This is a genomic window from Psychrobacter sp. NPDC078929, from assembly GCF_050267985.1.
In the GTDB taxonomy this organism is placed as follows: domain Bacteria; phylum Pseudomonadota; class Gammaproteobacteria; order Pseudomonadales; family Moraxellaceae; genus Psychrobacter.
In genome coordinates this window covers 69,102-89,209 of record NZ_JBNNFX010000014.1, presented here as the reverse complement: position 1 = coordinate 89,209, position 20,108 = coordinate 69,102, and the positions used below count along the sequence as shown (strand labels likewise).

15 protein-coding genes and 1 pseudogene are annotated in these 20,108 nt (G+C 42.3%); 4 read left to right on the top strand and 12 right to left on the bottom strand.

Annotated elements, in window-relative coordinates; all coding sequences use genetic code 11:
- Window positions 1-559: pseudogene (locus ACQKCG_RS09240) on the bottom strand (transposase); the annotation flags it as partial.
- Window positions 560-722: 163 nt separating this feature from the next.
- The gene (locus tag ACQKCG_RS09235; protein WP_134292628.1) at window positions 723-1,523 is read right to left on the bottom strand and encodes a lysophospholipid acyltransferase family protein; all 801 of its coding nucleotides are present in this window, start codon (window positions 1,521-1,523) and stop codon (window positions 723-725) included.
- A gap of 306 nt (window positions 1,524-1,829) precedes the next feature.
- Here ACQKCG_RS09235 and hflX point away from each other — a divergent pair, with 306 nt between their 5' ends.
- The 4 genes from hflX to ACQKCG_RS09215 all read left to right on the top strand — a co-directional run bounded on the left by hflX (window position 1,830) and on the right by ACQKCG_RS09215 (window position 6,067).
- Complete coding sequence (gene hflX / locus ACQKCG_RS09230) at window positions 1,830-3,257, top strand: ribosome rescue GTPase HflX (protein ID WP_057758442.1); 1,428 nt, start codon at window positions 1,830-1,832, stop codon at window positions 3,255-3,257.
- Window positions 3,258-3,633: 376 nt separating this feature from the next.
- The gene (locus ACQKCG_RS09225) at window positions 3,634-4,068 is read left to right on the top strand and encodes a hypothetical protein (RefSeq protein WP_057758440.1); all 435 of its coding nucleotides are present in this window, start codon (window positions 3,634-3,636) and stop codon (window positions 4,066-4,068) included.
- A 16-nt stretch (window positions 4,069-4,084) separates the two neighbouring features.
- Window positions 4,085-4,774 carry an LrgB family protein gene (locus ACQKCG_RS09220; protein ID WP_101204237.1) on the top strand — a complete coding sequence of 230 codons (690 nt, stop codon included), beginning with the start codon at window positions 4,085-4,087 and terminating at the stop codon, window positions 4,772-4,774.
- Between the two features lie 486 nt (window positions 4,775-5,260).
- On the top strand, window positions 5,261-6,067 hold the full coding sequence (locus ACQKCG_RS09215) for a lytic transglycosylase domain-containing protein (RefSeq protein ID WP_134292627.1): 807 nt from the start codon (window positions 5,261-5,263) through the stop codon (window positions 6,065-6,067).
- Window positions 6,068-6,238: 171 nt separating this feature from the next.
- Here ACQKCG_RS09215 and tsf read toward each other — a convergent pair whose 3' ends face one another.
- The 10 genes from tsf to ACQKCG_RS09165 all read right to left on the bottom strand — a co-directional run bounded on the left by tsf (window position 6,239) and on the right by ACQKCG_RS09165 (window position 19,797).
- Entirely contained in the window at window positions 6,239-7,120 is an 882-nt protein-coding gene (gene tsf, locus ACQKCG_RS09210; protein ID WP_114701165.1) for a translation elongation factor Ts, read from the bottom strand.
- Window positions 7,121-7,480: 360 nt separating this feature from the next.
- Entirely contained in the window at window positions 7,481-8,272 is a 792-nt protein-coding gene (gene rpsB, locus ACQKCG_RS09205; protein ID WP_057758431.1) for a 30S ribosomal protein S2, read from the bottom strand.
- Window positions 8,273-8,737: 465 nt separating this feature from the next.
- On the bottom strand, window positions 8,738-9,187 hold the full coding sequence (locus tag ACQKCG_RS09200; RefSeq protein WP_057758429.1) for a chemotaxis protein CheX: 450 nt from the start codon (window positions 9,185-9,187) through the stop codon (window positions 8,738-8,740).
- A gap of 35 nt (window positions 9,188-9,222) precedes the next feature.
- On the bottom strand, window positions 9,223-9,672 hold the full coding sequence (locus tag ACQKCG_RS09195) for a chemotaxis protein CheX (RefSeq protein ID WP_057758427.1): 450 nt from the start codon (window positions 9,670-9,672) through the stop codon (window positions 9,223-9,225).
- Window positions 9,673-9,702: 30 nt separating this feature from the next.
- Window positions 9,703-10,065 carry a response regulator gene (locus tag ACQKCG_RS09190; RefSeq protein ID WP_057758425.1) on the bottom strand — a complete coding sequence of 121 codons (363 nt, stop codon included), beginning with the start codon at window positions 10,063-10,065 and terminating at the stop codon, window positions 9,703-9,705.
- Between the two features lie 61 nt (window positions 10,066-10,126).
- Entirely contained in the window at window positions 10,127-12,307 is a 2,181-nt protein-coding gene (locus ACQKCG_RS09185) for an ATP-binding protein (protein WP_134292626.1), read from the bottom strand.
- A gap of 12 nt (window positions 12,308-12,319) precedes the next feature.
- Window positions 12,320-13,189 carry a transporter substrate-binding domain-containing protein gene (locus ACQKCG_RS09180; RefSeq protein ID WP_134292625.1) on the bottom strand — a complete coding sequence of 290 codons (870 nt, stop codon included), beginning with the start codon at window positions 13,187-13,189 and terminating at the stop codon, window positions 12,320-12,322.
- A 357-nt stretch (window positions 13,190-13,546) separates the two neighbouring features.
- Window positions 13,547-14,806 carry a multidrug effflux MFS transporter gene (locus ACQKCG_RS09175; protein WP_134292624.1) on the bottom strand — a complete coding sequence of 420 codons (1,260 nt, stop codon included), beginning with the start codon at window positions 14,804-14,806 and terminating at the stop codon, window positions 13,547-13,549.
- 355 nt (window positions 14,807-15,161) lie between these two features.
- Window positions 15,162-15,974 (bottom strand): crotonase/enoyl-CoA hydratase family protein, encoded by an 813-nt coding sequence (locus ACQKCG_RS09170; RefSeq protein ID WP_134292623.1) that lies wholly within the window; start codon window positions 15,972-15,974, stop codon window positions 15,162-15,164.
- A gap of 223 nt (window positions 15,975-16,197) precedes the next feature.
- A complete protein-coding gene (locus tag ACQKCG_RS09165) occupies window positions 16,198-19,797 on the bottom strand; it encodes a hybrid sensor histidine kinase/response regulator (protein WP_134292622.1) in 3,600 nt (1,199 codons plus the stop codon).
- Window positions 19,798-20,108: the final 311 nt, after the last annotated feature.

Here is a 20,108-nt window from a genome sequence, read left to right as displayed (position 1 = left end):
ACGATAGGATAAACACTGCTCAGCGGCCGGTTCTGCCAAGCAGTGATGTCCTCTAATATGTTATCGGTGACTCTTGAGACAAGAGAGCTTGAGATATCGACATCGTAGAACTCTTTAATGCTCTCTACGATCTCAGTGGTGGTTTGACCCTTGGCGTATGAGCGAGGATAAGCAAGTGTGTGGGGCACACTTGCCCGAAGCGCAAGACGGAAGGCTATGCCTGTAGTGACGATATGATCTTGTCATCAAGGCCACTAATACGGGTTTGATGCTTACTAACGAGTACAGGCTCAAAGCTGCTATCACGGTCTCTTGGGGTAGAGATTTCAAGATCGCCTGTATCACTGCGGACGGTCTTTTTAGTGTGTCCGTTGCGCTTGTTTGGTTTATCTGCTTTCTCATGCTTGGGGTAGCCGAGATGGTCTTCCATCTCGGCTTCCAAGGCAGTATCGATAAAGGATTGCATGAGCTGCTTTTGAAAGTCTTTGATGTTATCAAAGCTTTTCATGCTACCAGCCATTTGCTCGGCCAGTTTTTTAATGTCAGATTGAGTAGTCATTGCTTATTCTCCTGTTAATGGATTATAAGCAGTTACACAGTTTTTAGGAAACTCCCTAAATCTCCTATAAGAAAGGGCGCAAATCGTTTCGATTTGCGCCCTTTTATTGACTGGGTGAGATTAGCTACACTAGTTCAACTCTAACTAGCTCAACTATAAGTAATCAGTCTTCAACTGGTGCGCTAAGTACTCTTGAGTGCAGCTCAGCCAACCCTTCATTCATGCGTGCTTGCAATAAATTGGTCAGCTCACTCTTGTTACGACCCTCTGGATCTATAGGCGCGAGTGGCAATACATAAGCGGTCACGTTTTTGCTATCGAGCACTTTTTTCATACTTTCTTTCATCGTCAGCTTACCATAGTATGGCAATGCGTCGCTTAGTGTGCCGTCTTTATTGACATAAGCGATGATGATCGGTCTGATAGGCACATCAGCGTCAATGGCTGCTTGCAGCAATGTTCCATGAATGCGCTTTACTTTTTTACCACTAGTAGTGGTCGCTTCAGGGAAGAAAATAATCGAAAAACCTTTGGCTAAAAAGTCAGCAATCTGTGCCGATACTGAGCTTGCATCACCGGAGCCACGCTCGATGAAAAGCGTCCCTGCGGCATGGGCAAGTTTGCCAAATACAGGCCATTCACCGATTTCAGCCTTGGATAAAAAGAACGCTGGGCTCACAGTACCAACGACAGGAATATCCATCCATGACACGTGATTCGATACCCACAAGCCATGGAACTGCTCTACAGGTTCCACTTCTACTACTTTTACACCAAAAGAGCCTGCCATCTTGCGGCAGAATGTCTGGATATAGCGTGGTAGGTTTTCGCGTGGTGGCTGCTTAAAGGCACCGATACGCTTCGCCGCGCGTATGCCGCCGACCATAGTCGTGGTCATACCAGCAACCTGTCTACCTCGACTCAACTGTCGTCTGAGTGAAAAGCTTGATTTAGCTTGGCTCATCTTCGCCCTCATGATTAAATAACGGGTGTTTAATAGTCAAAAAACGAGCCCAGTATAACAAAGTTCGCACACTCAGTGATAGCTTGTTCACTCAGTGAGTGCTGACTTTTATACAAACGGGTAATAAAGAAGATTTATAAAAAATTATCCGCAGCAAACGCTGTAACATAAAACTATCGCTAATTATGCTAATACGCTTTAATATCAAGTGATAAGACCATATATAGATAATCACATGAACGCTACGTCAAAGCTTCTTGAGCTGATTATGGCGAGACATTTACTTTATTAAATAGGTGATACTCTTTGGATTATTTTGAAAGACATGAAGGTGGCGAACGCGCCATTTTAGTACATTTAGACATCCGCCAAATTCAAGATCCTGATGATCTTAGTGAATTTGAGCTGTTGGCTGACTCAGCAGGTGCCGATCGTTTGGCATTAGTCACTGGATCACGCTCACGCCCTGACGCCAAATACTTCGTTGGTAGCGGAAAAGCAGAAGAAATCGCAGAACTAGTACGCGAACACGAAGCAGACATCGTACTGTTTAACCACAGTTTGTCGCCCTCACAAGAGCGTAATATCGAAGCGCTAGTGAAATGCCGAGTGTTAGACCGTACTGGTTTGATTTTGGATATTTTTGCGCAGCGTGCCCGTACCTACGAAGGTAAGCTGCAAGTAGAGCTGGCTCAGCTTAACCATCTATCAACACGTCTGGTACGTGGTTGGACGCATTTGGAACGTCAAAAAGGTGGTATTGGCCTGCGTGGACCGGGTGAAACCCAGCTTGAGACCGATCGTCGTCTATTGCAGACTCGCGTCAATCAGTTAAAGAGTAAATTAGAAAAAGTCAGACAAACTCGTGCGCAAGGTCGAGCCCGTCGCCAAAAATCAGACGTACCAACTATCTCACTTGTTGGTTATACCAATGCGGGCAAGTCCACTTTATTTAATCGCTTGGTGGATGAAAACATCTACGCCGCTGATAAACTGTTTGCGACACTCGATCCAACGCTACGCCGCTTAGACTGGCAAGGTGTGGGGCGTGTAGTATTGGTTGATACGGTAGGTTTTGTCCGTCATCTGCCGCATGAGCTGGTTGAGTCTTTTCATGCAACCCTAGAAGAAACGTTAGAAGCAGACTTGTTATTGCACGTCATTGATTCCTCTAGCGAAGACATGCACGAGCAGATTCAGGCGGTCAAAGAAGTATTGGCAGAAATCGATAACGACGTACCTGTGCTCAATGTGTATAATAAGATTGATTTGACTGATGAGCCTGCACATATCGGCTATGCTAGCGAAGGTCAGCCAAACCGCGTCTATGTTTCTTCTAGACAGAACCTCGGCATGGAGGAGCTAACGCTTGCCGTACAGCAATTGTTGACAGGTAAACTGACGACGTTTGATTTAACCTTGCCGTATGATGCTGGACAGTTCAAAAACACTCTATATGAACTGGGCGTTATTGAAGAAGAAAGCTATGACGATACGGGTCGTGAATGTCTGACGATTCGTTTGCCAAGTGACCGTCTAAGACAGCTACTGGGTCAAGCTAACTTGAAACCTATCGATGTGTTGCCGCTGGCACAAGCAACACTACTGATGCCGGTACTCGAAGAGTTTGAGAAGGTTGACGACGTTGAAGAGCCAACCATGACAGAGGCTGAAGAAAAGGCGTTTGACGAGTTTGATGCATTACACTCAGAAACAGCTGATTCAGAAAAATAATGATCATTTCTGCAAAATAAGAACTATTGTTAAAGTGAGTCATTTGCGACAGTAGTTGAATGAACGTTTGATTCATACTGTTAGATCACAAACCCTTATATAGTACGTTAAAATAGAATAGACGATATCCATTGATATCGTCTATTTTTTTTGGATATGACCAGTCACGGTGCATAGGCTTTATTAGTTGCCCCACTCTCTATATAATCGCCTGTTATACATTCAATAAATATTGATAGATAGCGCTAATCTCTCGAAAGTGAATCATTGCTACCATCAGTATGCATAGCATCATTTTCTACGTTGTGTTCTTGGTGTGATCACATACTTTGTTTGGTACACCATCCATTTATATCTGACTTGGCCAGAATTGCTTATGAAGCCTGCTCACTCTCCCCATCTCCCACTATGGCTTGCGTTAATTCTAACGTTGACCATGGTCATCGTTGTTCGAGAAACGGCGGTTGTTCTCTGTCAAATGGCAGGCATCGAAAAAGCGGCCAATATTGTCGGTTTGGTTGCGATGTTTGTCATTTTGATGGCGTGGCGACTGCTCAAGGGGTTACCGAGCTGGCTCACACAGGCCAGTAATACATTGCTAGTCGATAGTGGTTTTGCCTTCTTACCAGTTTCTGCTGGTGCAGGCTTGTTGCTATTTGCTCTAGGAGATGAGCTATTGGGTGTGATGATAACGATGATCGTTAGTACGCTCATACCGCTGTGGGGACTAGCATTATTGGCCAATCGTTGGCTCAATCACGCTGCAAACACTGATAGTACGACTACCACTGAGCAAAAGGGACAGCCGTGAGCTGCGGAGAAATATTATGACTTTTGACAGCGTATTTATGGCAACCCTAGCCGCAATATTATTGACATTAGCAGCACACGTAATTGCACGTGTATTGGCACGTAAATTATCATGGCTACCGATGGTCATTACCGCACTTGTCCTAGTACTTGTTTTCCTATTTGTACTGCAGTGGGATTACAACAACTATTACAGCGCGGCAAAACCTGTATTTGACCATCTGTTGGGATATGTGACAGTACTTCTGGCTGTGCCATTGGCGGCGATGAATTTTAAAGGCTTACCAGTCAAAAAACTCACTCTAATTGTCGCTATTGCTAGTGTCGTTGGCGCATTATTGCCTATGTCACTGGCCTATTTATTTTCGCTCAGTCATGAGACCCTATTGGCTTTCGCTACCCGTTCTGTTACGACGCCTATTGGCTTGAGTGTCGCAGATTTAATCAAAGCACCACTGGCAATGGCTAACCTAATTATCATCGTCTCAGGTCTGATAGGTGGTACGGTCGCTCGCTTTTTGTTCCGCGGTATCAATGACGACCGTGCTAAAGGTCTAGCACTGGGGTTAGCGGCTCACGCGTTTGGTACAGTAGAAGCTTGGCAAATCAGTCATACAGCAGGACGTTATGCTGCATTTGGCTTGGCAGTGAACGGGTTGGTTACCGCGGTTTGGGTGCCTATTTTTATCAGTGCTATCGGTATCTAGTCATCACTGAAAGCCTACCTAAACTACTCTTATATTTTTAAAAACCTAACCATTAATAGGCTTATCTACTGTTAATGTCAGATTGAAAATCACCTCGATTATTCAAATGTCATTATTATTTCTTAAAAAATTGAGACACTTTATTTATATTAATTCATAAGCGTAAAAAACCCACTACAAATGGCTCATTAAGTCACTTAGAAAAGTTAGTATATTGATTTATCTAAGGTTATTTAATAATAAAAATCTGATTTTACAACTTAATATGTCAATCTGATGCGTCAAAAAGTTATTATATGTTATAGTAAGCAACTATTATTTTTTGTATCTATTGCAAGTGGTTCCTTATTGAAAGTGATAATTGCTAAGCTGCTGTCCTCACAGTGGGCTAAATAATTTTGCGAAATCAGTAACCGCTTAAGCGCCTAAATCAACGCATATATAGGCAAAATAATTTGCTGTTATTCGATAAAAAGTGATTTTACTATGATAAATACGGCTACTTTGATGACTCGCTGCTTATCTCCCCTTTTACTAAGTGCCATTGCTCTTTCGACCTTTTCTGTCGCTGCCAATGCAGGCAATATGTATATCTACAAAGACAAAGGTGGACAAGTACTGTTGACCAACGTCAATCCTAGTGGAAATTTTGATAAGTTTACGAAAAAAGTAAAAGTAACTTATTATAAAGACTCTAAGATGTATGACGGAAGCAGCGATAGCTATGGTAGCAGTGCCGCTAGCAACAGCGGAAGTCGCAACTCTTACGACAGCTACATTCGTGCGTCCGCTGAGCGCAACGGTGTTGACCCTGCCCTGATGAAAGCAATGATGCACACTGAATCAGCTTTTAATCCAAATGCACGCTCACCAGTAGGCGCACAAGGCCTGATGCAGTTAATGCCAGCGACTGCGCGCCGTTTCAATGTCAGCAACCCTTGGAACCCTGCAGATAATATCGAAGGATCAGCCAAATATATCGCGTGGCTCATGCGCCGCTTCAACAATAACGTCGAACATGCTGTCGCAGGCTACAATGCCGGTGAAGGCAATGTCGATAAATACGGTGGCATCCCTCCATTCAAAGAAACACGTAACTATGTTCAAAGAGTGATGAGCCGTTATCATAGCTTGTATAAGAACGATGCAGGACTGTTTGGTGCGAGTATCAGTGCTAACAATCAAACCAGTAGCCCCAGTACAAGTAATGGCTTACAAAATGTCAGTTATGGTACCAGCAGCAATGTGAATAGTGCCAGCTATGCCAACTCAGCCTATGCGGCTTTACGCTAAGTCAATTACCTAAGATCCAAACATAAAAAAGCCCATTAACGAATTAATGGGCTTTTTTATGTCTGGACGCTTTATATCATGATGCTTTATATCTTGATGCATTAAGAGTGATAAAGCCAAACTGTAAGCCACAATTAAGGACTCACAGCCTAGTCCAACACTATTTGGTGCTTACTTGTTAGCAGCCTGAGTTGCCGCAACTTCAGCAGCGAAGTCTTCTTGCTTCTTCTCGATGCCTTCACCAACTTCTAGACGTTTGAAGCCAAGTACTTTTACGCCTTCAGCTTTTAGGACTTCGCCAACTTTCTTGTCGTTGTCCATAACGTATGGCTGACGTAGTAAAGTTACTTCGTCTAGGTACTTACGTAGGCCACCTTCGATCATTTTTTCAACGATGTTGTCAGGCTTGCCAGACTCACGAGCTTTTGCTTCGATGATGTCTTTTTCGCGTGCCAATACGTCAGCAGCAACATCTTCGTCATCTACAGCGACAGGATTAAATGCAGCGATATGCATAGCAAGGTTCTTACCAGTGTCAGCGTCGCCACCTTCATAAGATACAACTACACCGATACGTAAACCATGACGGTATGCAGCGATGTTAGCACCCTCAAGGGTTTCAACACGGCGAATCTGGATGTTTTCACCGATTTTCTGTACTAGTGATACACGTGCTTCTTCAACAGTCTGACCTTCGCCATAAGACAATTCAGAGATAGCAGCAACGTCAGTTACGTTATTTTCTAGCGCAAGGTTAGCAACTTTTTCTGCAAATGCAGTGAAGCTGTCATCTTTTGCAACGAAATCAGTCTGGCAGTTAACTTCTAACAAGAATGCTTTGTTTTCGCCTTGAGCGATGATGATAGCGCCGTCAGCTGCGATGTTACCCGCTTTTTTAGCTGCTTTAGCTTGACCAGATTTACGTAGGTTATCAATGGCAACTTCAACATCACCGTTTGATTCTTCTAACGCTTTTTTACATTCCATCATGCCAAGACCAGTACGGTCACGCAATTCTTTTACCATTTTGGCAGATACTTTTACTTCTGTCATAAGAGTCACCTTAGTATAGTTATGTATAGGAGTGCTGTATTTCTATTCGATATCTTGGTATTACTTAAAATCTAGCAGACAGCTCATCTTGAACGATTACTAATATAGCCATCAATGATGTCAAACAAATAACATCTGTACAATATAGCGATATGACCAGTAGGAATGATAATACTCGCCCAATAGCTACTCGCTTATACGCATGGCGTTATTAATAAGGCTTTATTCAATAACAAGGCATGACGAGTAAAACTACATCATGCCTATTATGAGCTTATACGCTGTTCAAAACATTATATGGATGCTGATAGATACACTATCAAAACATCCTTACAAAGTTAAACTTTTTAAGTCAGCTACTTATTCTGCTGGAGTTGCAGCAGCTTCTTCTGCAGCTGGCGCTTCTTCAGTTGCAGCAGGTGCTTGCTCAGCTTTACCACCAGCTTGAGTTTGTGCGTATTCTTTACCAGCGATGATAGCATCAGCCATAGAAGTTACGTACAAAGTCACAGCACGGATAGCATCATCGTTAGCTGGGATGATGTAGTCAACGTTGTCTGGGCTAGAGTTAGTATCAACGATACCGATAACTGGGATACCCAAGTTCTTGGCTTCTTTAATAGCGATAGCTTCGTGATCTACGTCTACTACGAAGATAGCGTCAGGTAGGCCGCCCATGTCTTTGATACCACCTAGTGAACGCTCAAGTTTTTCCATATCGCGAGTACGCTCTAGCGCTTCACGCTTAGTTAGCTTAGCGAAAGTACCGTCTTCTGCTTGCTTTTCTAGCTCTTTTAGACGGTTGATTGACTGGCGTAGAGTTTTCCAGTTAGTCAACATACCACCTAACCAGCGATGGTCAACGTATGGCATGCCAGCGCGAGCTGCTTGCTCACGTACGATACCGCTTGCAGCGCGTTTAGTACCAACAAATAATACTTTGTTTTTCTTAGCAGCTAGACCGTTTACGTAAGTCAACGCTTCGTTGAATGCTTTTACGGTGTGCTCTAAGTTGATGATATGGATTTTGTTACGTGCGCCAAAGATGTATGGACCCATTTTTGGGTTCCAAAAACGTGTTTGGTGACCAAAGTGAGCGCCTGCTTGTAGTAAGTCGCGCATTTCGATTTTGGTTGGATTCTTTGTAGCCATGAGAATATATCCTATTGGTTGGGTTATGCCTCCACATCACAAAAACAGCCTATTTAGCGACACGCATCTGCTACCAGTTAGTTTTCATTAGTAGAGCACTAACAGATCACAAATTAATCAAGTCGCCAAACACCCAGCAATTTTTTGCCATGATGTGTGTGTCATTGGTTGGTTTAAAAAAAGAAGCTATCGCTAGATTAAAGCAAATGCCCAAATCTAAACTATAAAGTGAATTATAAAAAATAGCTGCGCTGTATTTTATCACATAACGTCTTGGAATCTCCAGCAATTTGTTTGTAGCGTATCAATAAGATAAAAACAAACTATGGCTATAATAAAACAAAAAAAGCGACACAATTGCATCGCTTTTTTCATGATTATCTTCTTAACAGCTGTTTTTCAAGCAAGGTCAACACTGTCACTCTTTTATAGTTATCACTCGTTTATAGAGTGATTGACTATAATTTATGCAATGCAAATACCAATGACCGCCTTGTAACCACGCCACGTAAATGGTGTGATATAGCTTTGACGATCTTTAGGCAAATAAGACACGCTTGGCGCACTCTCTACAATGTGCGGCGGAGAGATAATAAACTCTGAACCAAACTCTGTCCGAGCGTTACCTGAGATTGTATTGGCCATTTCACCCAACAAATCTTTCATCATCGTGATTGAAGAGTCAGGCTCGCCCATCACTTTGATGACTTCTCGCAACATCACGCTTGGTGCACTGACATAGACGCAGCCCTCTAAAGGCCCTGATATCTTAATGACACCGCTATAGTCAAAGCCAATCGCGCTTTTGTTGTTGTTCAAGTAAGGGGTATCAATTGACACTTCCGAGCCATCGATTTGCGCAAAAAACGCATTGATCGAGCTTAGAAACACACCCAATTTTTCTACTTTAACCATAATATATTAATATCCATCTGTATTACGTGGCAGCATTAATCTTGCAAACAAACCACAATCTCGCCTACTTGAGAATGCCAAGTGATGGGGATAATAAAAGAACGCTCATCGTTCGGCAATACAATACTTTGCGGCGCACCTTTGAACACAAATGGTACAGAGATATGAAACTCTGAGCCAAACTCTTTGCGTGCATTGCCTGCGATGGTATTGGCCACTTCCCCAGCCAGATCTACATAGTTCTCTTCACTTTTATCGGTCTCGCCCATGCTGTCTAAGATTGAAGACAGCAAGTCACGCGTTGCCGAAAAATACACCACGCCTTTTTGGCCACCAGATATACCAATCACGCCCGTATAATCGTGGACTTTTGGCTGTTTGTTTTCTAGTAAGTAAGGAGTATCAGCAATAAGCTCTTCTCCACCAAACTGGTCAAAATAATTACTAATAATACTTAAAAAAATCTGTAGCTTTTGCTCTTTCATAATGACATCTGCTTTGGTCGATGAATGGTATTAGTCTTGCATCAGCTCATACAAAGACTCTACAAGCTCCTCTTCCGAAAAAGGCTTGCACAAAAAGCCGCTGGCACCTAACGACAGTGCTTCAATGCCGGTGGCTTTATCCGATAACGCTGATACAACCAAAATGCGTACTTCAGGATCAATCGCGATGATTTTTTCAATACACTCTAGCCCATCCATTTGTGGCATGGTTAAGTCCATGGTGATCACATCAGGACGGTGGACATTGAACTTTTCGATGGCTTGAACGCCGCTGGTCGCTGTTGCAACCAACATGAACTTTCCTGAATCGTATGCGCGCTGAATACGGTTTCTAATAATATTTGAATCATCAACAATCATTAACTTATGCATAACTTATCTACTACCTTTAATGAAGTGCTTGTCGTCCCTGACAATATAATTACTATTTTGATTAAGCTTTAGGTAAAGTAATGACAAACCGTGTCATCTGACCTAGCTCGCTATTTACGTTAAGCTTGCCATCATACTCTTTTACTTTTGCTTTGATGATATCAAGTCCGACACCGCGACCACCGTCTTCATCTGCATGCTCTTTGGTAGAGAATCCAGAAGAGAACAGCTGTTTGAGCAAGTCACCTTTGCTAAGCTGATTTGCCTCTTCCGTACCGAAACGACCTTCTTGAATCAGTTTATTACGGATGTTGTCATAGTTGATACCTTGTCCATCGTCTTGAACAACCAGCATAAAGTTTGCACCGTTGTCTTGCACTTCCAAATCAATGGTCCCAACGTCAGTTTTGCCAGTAGTATGACGCACACTTGGCGACTCGATACCATGTACCACCGCATTACGCAGCAACTGAATACTGATTTCTTTGATTGGCTTTGCAAGATGCACTGGAATACTGGTTTGGGTTAGCGTCGTACTTTTTAGCTGTACTTGCTTGCCCTGTCTTGCAGCAATCTCTTTTGTAAATTCATTGTAAAAAGACAATAAATCGTCATCTGCTTCATTGTCTAAGTCGATATCTAGCCCACCATCAAAGTCAGCATTGCTAGCTGCATGGTCTGTTACTGGATTTTGAGTAGTGACTGGTGCTTGTACAGTTGACGACTTAGCTGCTGTCGGTGCTGAGCGGTTGATACGCTCACCCAATGTCGCAATCGTATTCGACAAGCTAAGCAAGTCATCCAAATGTACCGCCAATGGTAAGAAGTCATTACCAGATAACTGACCTTGGTTTTGCAATGCATGTAACTTGTCTTCAGCATCAGAAGCAATCTTCGTAAAGCTGTGTAGTTTTAGTGCTGATGCTTCCCCTTTTAAGCTATGCATTTCACGATAAATAGCTTTTAATTTACCTTCAAGCTCGTATTGTGAGCTACCAGGATTTTTCAAGATGTTATTCATCTTCTCAATATGCGCTTGGGTATTACCAATAAACTCATTAATAATCTTTGGATTTACATTCAAGATAGTCGTTAACATCTCAATTTGCATATCGTTTTGCGAACGCTCTTTTTCTAGGCGCTGTTCTAAGTAGACTGCATCTGATACATCATTCACGTTGACCAAGATACGAGCAATGTCTTTATTATCATAAACACGTGAGAATTTAAAATCTAAGAAGCGGTTATCAAGACTCTTGTCTTCAGACAAATTATGCAACATGACTTTGTTTAATGGGTTAAGTGAATCTACCAATTTTTCTTTAACGCGAGGGTTATAGAGCTGTTCAATGAATTGCTGTGTGGTCTTGAGGTCTTTATCAGAGATACGGCCACGCAAGACATTGGTAAAGTTTTCCCCTGCCAAGCTATCAGAGCCGATGATATTGTTCAGCGCTCGAGAATGCTGTTGACCAATATTCAAGTTTTTATCCAGTAGGAAAAGACCTGTATTTACTGTTTCCATAATCTCTTGCGTTTCTTGGCGAGCGGCAAGTGCTTCAGCATCCGTCTCACGTAGACGACGTACAAAGAAGAATACGAAGATTAGGAAGTAGGTAAAGATAGCGGCAACACCAAGCACCTGAATAAGACGAATGGTAGTTGCTTGACGTTGTGCACTATCGAACACATCTTTTGTCAAATTATCCAAAGAATCGTTAATAAATAAACTTGATGTCTTCGCCTGTTCAACGGCCTGCGTCAATTCATCAGCAGACGTTACCATGATATTATCAGCATCTTTTAGATATGTTTGAATCTTAGGCTCTAGCGCTTTCCATTGCTCATTGGCCGCAGCAATATTGGTTTGTGCTTTACCATCAATTTTTGGCAAGTCATAGCTATTACCTTCTGCATCTGTGATCGTGCCACCTTGCTCAATCGCTGCAATAGAGTTGGTAATCAACGTTGTGTTTTGCTCTAAACGACTTAGCACTCGTTGTATATGGGGAGAGTTAGTATCCTCACCATAACTACTATCTAAATCGAAAAGATCTTTAATTACCGCCTGTGCACTGTTTGCAACTTGGTTAGTTTGGTCAATTAAAGCCGTGTTTCGTTCTAATAAATTTGAGGTATAAAACGTAAACGCTAGCAAAGCACCGATTAGAGATAAAAATAGTGCAATTGAAATAATCAGACCTTGATAGCGCTTATTGTCAACATTAGGTACGGTTGCCATCTTCAGAATTCCTTAGTTCAATTGCTTAGTATTGGTGTCAGATTCGCTCTTTTCAGCAGGGTCAGCTTCACCCAACCAGCGCGCCTCAATTTCTTTAAATGTCCCTTTTTCTTTTAGTTTGGCAATACCTTCATTAACCGTTTTGATAAGCTGAGTATTTTCTTTTGCCATGAGCACCACTTGCTGGGCTGAAGGTGCATCTGCAGCTTCATAGGGTACAATTTTCACTTTATGCTCAGGATAGCCTTTGACGATATATTGCAAGACTGGCATATCGTACAAGAAGACATCCGTATTACCTTGAACCAAATCCTGATACGCCAAAAATGCTGTAGGTCTCGAAATTAGCTCCACTGAACTACCCATCTCTTTTAGTGTGTCTTCTTCTTTAGAGCCTTCTAACGTACCTGCTTTTAGACCTTTTATATCGTTTAAGTCTTTTATATCAAACTTACCTTCCAAATACATGATAGTAGCTGGGTTGAAAAAGTATGGTGTTGATAGACCATATCTCACTGCACGATCGTCTTTGTAAGAAATACCAGAAATCGCTAGATCACGCTTTCCTGATTCAACGCTATCGAACATATCTTGCCAAGTTTCTTTGTAAAACTCGACTTTGAATCCCTGCTCTTCACCAATAGCACGAATTGAATCAACATCAGTGCCTTGCATATTGCCATAGTCATCTTGGAACGAAAAAGGCGGCAAATCACCAGTCATGGCAACTTTCAATGTTGGCGCTGTATCAGGTAGCTTACTCACAAAGCTATCCGTGTTTTCCTTTACTGGTGTATTTGCACTTTCTTGAGTGGCAGAATTACCACAGCCAAATAGGCCAACACTCAACAAAATCGGTAACGCTCGATATAACTGCTTCATAATCTATCCTTGAAACCTAACGTTGTTTTACATTTTAATTAATTGACAATCTAGCAAGGTTAAGCAATGTCTATACATATTCACTTACAGAAAGTTACGCTAGATAGTACTTGCCTAATTTCGCGATTGCAATAATTATGTTTGGTCATTATTTAAGGTAAGCCATATATAGCAAAGGCTGCATATAACCATAAAAAACATATACTCGTTTATAATCAATAAATTCCATCATATAAAACGCCTATAAAATTTAATTTGGCTTTGAATAAAAATAAATAGAGCGCACAAAAAAGCACTCATACGCTGTAAACGTATAAGTGCTTTTTAAAATACAGCTAACTTAAAGTAGAAATGCCTTTACTCTGCGTCGTCCAAATTGAGATTACGGTCTATCTTCCAAATCAGGAAAGAACCGAAACTCATTAGTGAGAACAGAGCAATACCGACCTTGAAGACAGGGTTGACTGGAAACAGATTCAATAATAAACCGCCGAAGATACCGACTGAAAACATCAGCGAGCCTTGTAGTGCACTTGCCATACCAGCACGGCGTTTCTGAAAAGCGAGCGCAATTGCAGAAGCATTAGGCTGAGTCAGACCCAGTCCTGCGATACAAAAGAAAATACAAGCCAGCACTAGTGTTAGCCAAGCATCCGTCCCTAAAAGCAAGCCAGTCACGAATAGCACACCCGCAGAGATAACCTGCATCATCGCCCCAAATCGTAAAATACTTAGTATTCGAAAGCGATTGGTAAGCCATTGGTTAAGCTGAGTCAAACCTACAAAACCCGCCGCATTCATTCCGAACAACCAAGCGAAATGTGTCGCTGAGACGCCATAAGTATCCATGATTAGCTCAGAGGCCGAGCTGATATAGACAAACATCGCTCCCATTAACAATCCACCACCAATTGCTGGATAGTTAAAAGTCGGATCTTTTAATAAATCCCAATATTGACTGAGCACTTCTCTTGCAGGGCGTACGTTACGGTTTTCTTCAGTCAAAGTTTCAAAAAAGAAAAACTTAGTAAGTAGCAAGTTTAGAGCGCCAAATGCAGCTAAGAACCAAAATATAGAGTGCCAATCAAAAAACTGTAAGAATAGCGCGCCAAGCGATGGTGCCAATATGGGTGCTAAGCCCATCACTAAAATCATGATGGAAAAAGCTTTTGCCGTTTGTTTTGCAGTGAGGCGATCTCGAATCGCAGCGCGAGTAACTACTGCACCGACGCACGCGCCCAATGCTTGTAAAGTACGGCCTGCAAACAGTACGTACTCATTATCAGTAGTCGCACAAAGGATAGAAGCGATAACATACAGCGTCATACCTATATATAAGGGTTTGACACGGCCAACACGGTCACTGAATGGTCCGTAAAATAGCTGCCCAAATACCAAACCTAAAAAGTATGCAGGGACAGAGTTGGCCATAAAGGCCGTTGAAACACCGAAATCATCGGCCATCGATGGCAATGCTGGCAGATACATATCAATCGATAATGGGCCCACCGCAACCATCAGCCCAAGCATCATAATCCATGCAACAGGCAAATCAGCAGAGCGCACTCGCTCAGAAGCGATAGGTTTGTTTGGAAGGGAGGGTTTTGAAGCAGACATATTTAGACCGTTTTATATAGTGGCTATTATTTTTGATATTTTATTTTTCGACGTTTAATTGCTTGCACATGTTGTTAGGTAGGCTTTCGTCATTTTACTGGCTTATCCAGTAATCAAAATAGATACCTTTAACAACAATAGTGCATCTTTACCCATATCGGTGCAAGCAGACAATGCTATATCGTGCTATCTGCTTGCATTTCAATGGCTATAAGATAATGGCGAAACAACCGCTAACAATTAAAACTCGTCAAAATAATTTATCAAAATATGTCTAGTTTTCTTAGGTAGCAATTTCTTTTATCAGAATGAATCAAACGAAAATAACACTAGAAAATTTACTGATAGCAAAAATTTAGCGGAATTGGCGTTTGCCAAATAAGGTGCTGGCCTGCTTTGCTTTTCTGAGGGCAAGCTTACGATTACGACCAAGCATCATTTTAAGCTGCCATGCTTTTTCTTTATACAAAGTCTTAGCAGGTTGATCATACATCGCATTTATCACGCGTTTACTTGCTAGTACCGCATCAGGAGAGCGCTCTGCAAACTCTGCAGCAAGTTTTTGTGCTTGTTCAAGAGGCGCTTCACTACAATGACTAATCAAGCCTAACTCTTTGCCTTCATTAGCATCGATGATACGAGCGCTCATGGCGAGTTCTTTTAGAGTATCTTCTCGTAGAACCCCAAATGCTGATTGGGTCAGTCCCATATCTGGCACTAGGCCCCACTTAGCTTCCATAATAGATAACTGACAATCAGGGTGACTGACACGTATGTCACAAGCCAACGCCAACTGTAACCCAGCGCCGATACAGTATCCTTCCAACACCGCTATGACAGGTACTGGCAGATCACGCCATACCAAGCATACTCGTTGGAACGCACTTTGCCATGGTTTAATCAATTCCCAAAGCGCAAATGCTGTGTTTTTTGGATGATTTAAGTCTCCTAAGTCAATCCCTGCACAAAAAGTTCCCTCTGCCCCATTTAGAATGACTGCGCGTATGGTTCTGTCCTTGCTAATGCGACCTGCCAGCTTAATCAGCTCATTGATTACCTGAAAACTCATGGCATTTTTTTTATGTGGACGATTTAAGGTAACCGTCAGTATGTTGTCTGTAATACTAACTTGTAAGGTCTCATACTGGTAACTTGCAATTGCGTTCATAACAATCCTTATTAATGAATAAAACAAATATGATTCTCATATTCACAATATTAGCAGGCTTGTCTTTGTTGTACCGTAGTAATAACTGACTGCCACGATACTATAGTCAGTTTCATATACAGCAAACACAGGTTGTCTAGCTGATAGCGATAAGCAAATCTAATGAGGTTACTTATCGCTCTCTGAACCTGAATGATTTTGTCTGTTTTGCCTTACCCTCAATTTATATCATTTTCCACGTCATGTCATTTTCGCTCAAGCGATGATAATTGAGCTGCGGATAAGAAGATAAATCTACTTTTTGCAAGTTGTCTAGCGCCGTTAACAATGCCTCATAATAAGGCTCAATCATTGCAAATTGCACAGGTGTCGTATGTTGTACATTCAGCAGGCACTTATCTTCCAAATCTTGGCTAGCCTGACGCAGTTGCGGTACACCTGTATATCGACTGCCGCCCAGTATACGATGGGCAATTTGTGCCAGCATATTGCGGTCATGCGCTTCCCATGCCTGAATCAGCGCTTGCTTTTCATCATTGATAGTATCGATCATCATGATAATAAGCTTGGCCGCCAATTCAGGTTTATTCGCTGAACGAGTGAGCGCATCTTGCCAATCTAAAATATTTGAGGTATCACTTTTGCTTATATTGTTGTTACTAAGGTCATTATTGATTTGCTTGTGTAAAGTCGTATTATCGTGAGCTGTTCTATCGTGAAAGCTTTGGTCTTGAGGGCTTTTATCTTGAGAGTTGTCGATAGATTTTGTTGTTGATCGTAGTAGTGGCGACTGACCTTGTTTTTGTAGACGTAAGCTTTCATAGCGCGGTTGAATATCACGCGCAGCATCTCGTCTATAGTTTTCACGAGGCTGGCTATCACGCAAATAATCATCACGGATTTTTTTCAAGGATAATGGACGGGTAATTTTTGGCTCGCTACTGACAGAAGTACTATTACGATCTACCCCGTCTCCTCTTATTATTGGATAAGTAGCGGTTAATGTATCTGAAGACATATCTGAACTGGTTTGAGTCTCTTGACCATTCACATTATCAGAGAGCAAGTCATTTGATAAATCATTGTCATTGATTGAGTAACCGCGCAGCGAGTCAATAGCAGTTAGTTCAGCCTCTGATGAGTCGGTATCCTTTACGTTAGCACCCTGTAAGTCAGAATGCCGTAAGCCAAAGCTCTGCAAATCTGTATCAGGCAACGCGGTCAATTGTGGTGTCGTACTCTTGCGACCAAGCCATTTCTGTAGCACCTGTAATAACTGAGGTTGGCTAATCGGTTTGCCGACATAGTCATTGATACCGCTGGCTATAAGTTTGTCACGTTCATCTGCCAACCCATGCGCGGTCAGAGCGATAATAGGGATACGACTATCCGCATTTTCGATATTTCGAATCTGCTTAGCTGCCTCATGTCCCGACATCCGCGGCATTTGAATATCCATAAAGATCAGATCAATATTGTCTTTATCTTGCGTAGCCGCTTTATCATCAGCGCTCGTGTCCTCATGATAGAACGCGCTATTTGTTTTCTTATTTATCTCATCACGTGTTTCTGCTTTAGAAAGTTGCGTTTTATTCGATAGGCTTTGCTTATCGCTCTTGGCAGTTTTGATGTTTTTGGTTTGCTGTTTACTGATAATCTCGATAGCATCAAACCCACTGCTCGCAGTAACTACCTGAATCCCTAGCTCGCTCAATAGAGCATCAAGCACTAGTAAATTGGGCAAATGGTCATCAACTGCCAGTACCGTGACCCCTTTCCAGCGTGGTTCCTGCAGGCTTTGCGGCGTACTACGGCTTTGCGTATCAAGCATCGCGTACAGCTGTCTTTTGTCTAATGGCTCATACAGTATGTTGGCATGATAGCGATTGAGTAGCGCTTGATCGGCCGCCACTTGATAGCCAAATACAGCAAGCTTGCCTTGATAATGCAGACGAATTTGCTTGAGGAGCGCCATCATATCGTCTTGCGTGTCATCATCAACGATGACCCAATCCCAATAATTACCATGCTCTTTTAATGATTCAAGCACTCCTGGTAATGAATTAGCTTGAGTTAGCTTAATTGGCAAATACTGCAAGCTGGCCTTGAGTACTTGTATCGAAGCGGTATGATTGATCCAAACCAGTACATTAAATTCATCGGTCTCGCTTGCTAGTGGCGCCAATACTGGTAATTCAATCGCCTGCCCTGTGGCTGCCTCTAGCACGTCGACATGGGCTGGCATGCGAAACCAAAAAGTCGCGCCTTGGTTGGCAATATTTTCTTGTGCATTATCATGAAACCCAATATCACCGCCCATCAAGCGTGTTAACTGTTTGGAGATGACCAGACCCAACCCTGTACCACCATACTGACGTGTGATTGATGGATCGCCTTGGCTAAAGCTTTGGAACAGCATTTTTTGATCTGCTAGAGAAATGCCTTTTCCGCTATCTTGCACGCTAATCATCAGATAGTTATCACGGTGGTCATCTAAGCTCACACGCACCACCACATCACCACTATCCGTAAATTTAATGGCATTACCAACGATATTGGTCAATACTTGCTTAAGACGTAACGCATCGCCGTTGATGCGCATCGGCACATCATTGTAAAAAAGCACCGCCATGCGTAAACCCTTCTCCGCAGAGACCGGAGATAGCATATCGACCACATCATAAATGGTGTCGTAAAGATCGAACTCATGGCGATCCAGTACTAGCTTGCCTGCCTCAATTTTAGAAAAATCTAAGACATCATTTACCAAAGCGAGCAAGTGTGCTGATGACTTACGTATGGTCTGTACATACAAGTCCTGCTCAGGATTAAGCTCGCCATGACGTGCCAGCAAATTAATAAAACCATCGATACTGTTCAATGGTGTACGCAGTTCATGACTGATATTGGCTAAAAACGCAGATTTTGCTTGGCTGGTTGAAATCGCTGCATCACGTGCATTTCGAATAGAAATGTTTTGCATCTCCATTTCATCAAATGCCAACCGTAAATCATCCTCAGTTTGCTCGGCATGATCTTTTAGCTCTTGAAAGCTTCTATGTAAGCGGCGTAATGTTCTGACCAGATCTTGCTGTAATAGATTCAGCTCACCATCTGACTCTACTGGTACAGGTTGGTATAAATTATCAACATGGGTACGCTGCAACTGCAAACGCAGCTCATAAATGGGGGCAATCCAACGTTTTGAATAGATATTTAAACTCAGTAATAGAATCAAGATAGTAAACAAGCCAGTAATCACTAACGCCATCGCAATACGATATCGTGCAATGTAGAGCGGCTCATTATCCATATCGACGAGCAACCACAACGTCTGCCCTTCAAACTCTCCCAACACACTGCCATACGCTGTGCCTACAGGCGTTGGTCGTTGTGACAAAAAGCTTGCGGAATCACTGATTAATGGCCACTCTTCATTGAGGCCATAACCGACTGTTGCCAGTATTTGATTGCCTTCATTAATAATAGCAATACGCTGTACATGCTGCTCGGACTGCATACGTCCAAGCTTATCTTGGATACCCTCTAGCGTCGTCATCGCCGCTCGCTGAGTACCTTCAGCACTACTCCCTACTTGCTGGCGCTCTTGTTCTAGCAGCTCAGGAATCAGTTCAGCTATGACTGGTGTATAGCGAATAAGTACCGCTTCGGCCAATACTTCTTGCTCCGAGTCACTTGCACGCATGGTTTCGTGAAATACCAAGATGCCGCCTACTGCTGCCAACACACAGATAGGCAAAAACACCAGTATGATCAGCTGACCATAAGCACTACTGGTATCGAAACGTTTTTTATATGCCATGCTAGGTCTACTCTCTACTAAGGTTCTTGCCGTGAATTTTTGTGATAACGTCAGTATTCGTGATACTTGTAGCATGTCGTATCAGAGTATTTGGGTAAGGGGCTACTCTTAATGAAGCTATTAATCATTAATAAGTTCACTAATTTTGATAAGACAATTGATAAATAGTTCAAGATTATCTTAACAGGATTTTATAAGTACTGGTTAAGCATTCCATGTGATGAATAACGTTATAATTAGAGTACCAACCACTCTGTGTCAAAGAGAATATGGCTTTAAGCAATGGTCCTACTTTTGCAACCCTTAACGTA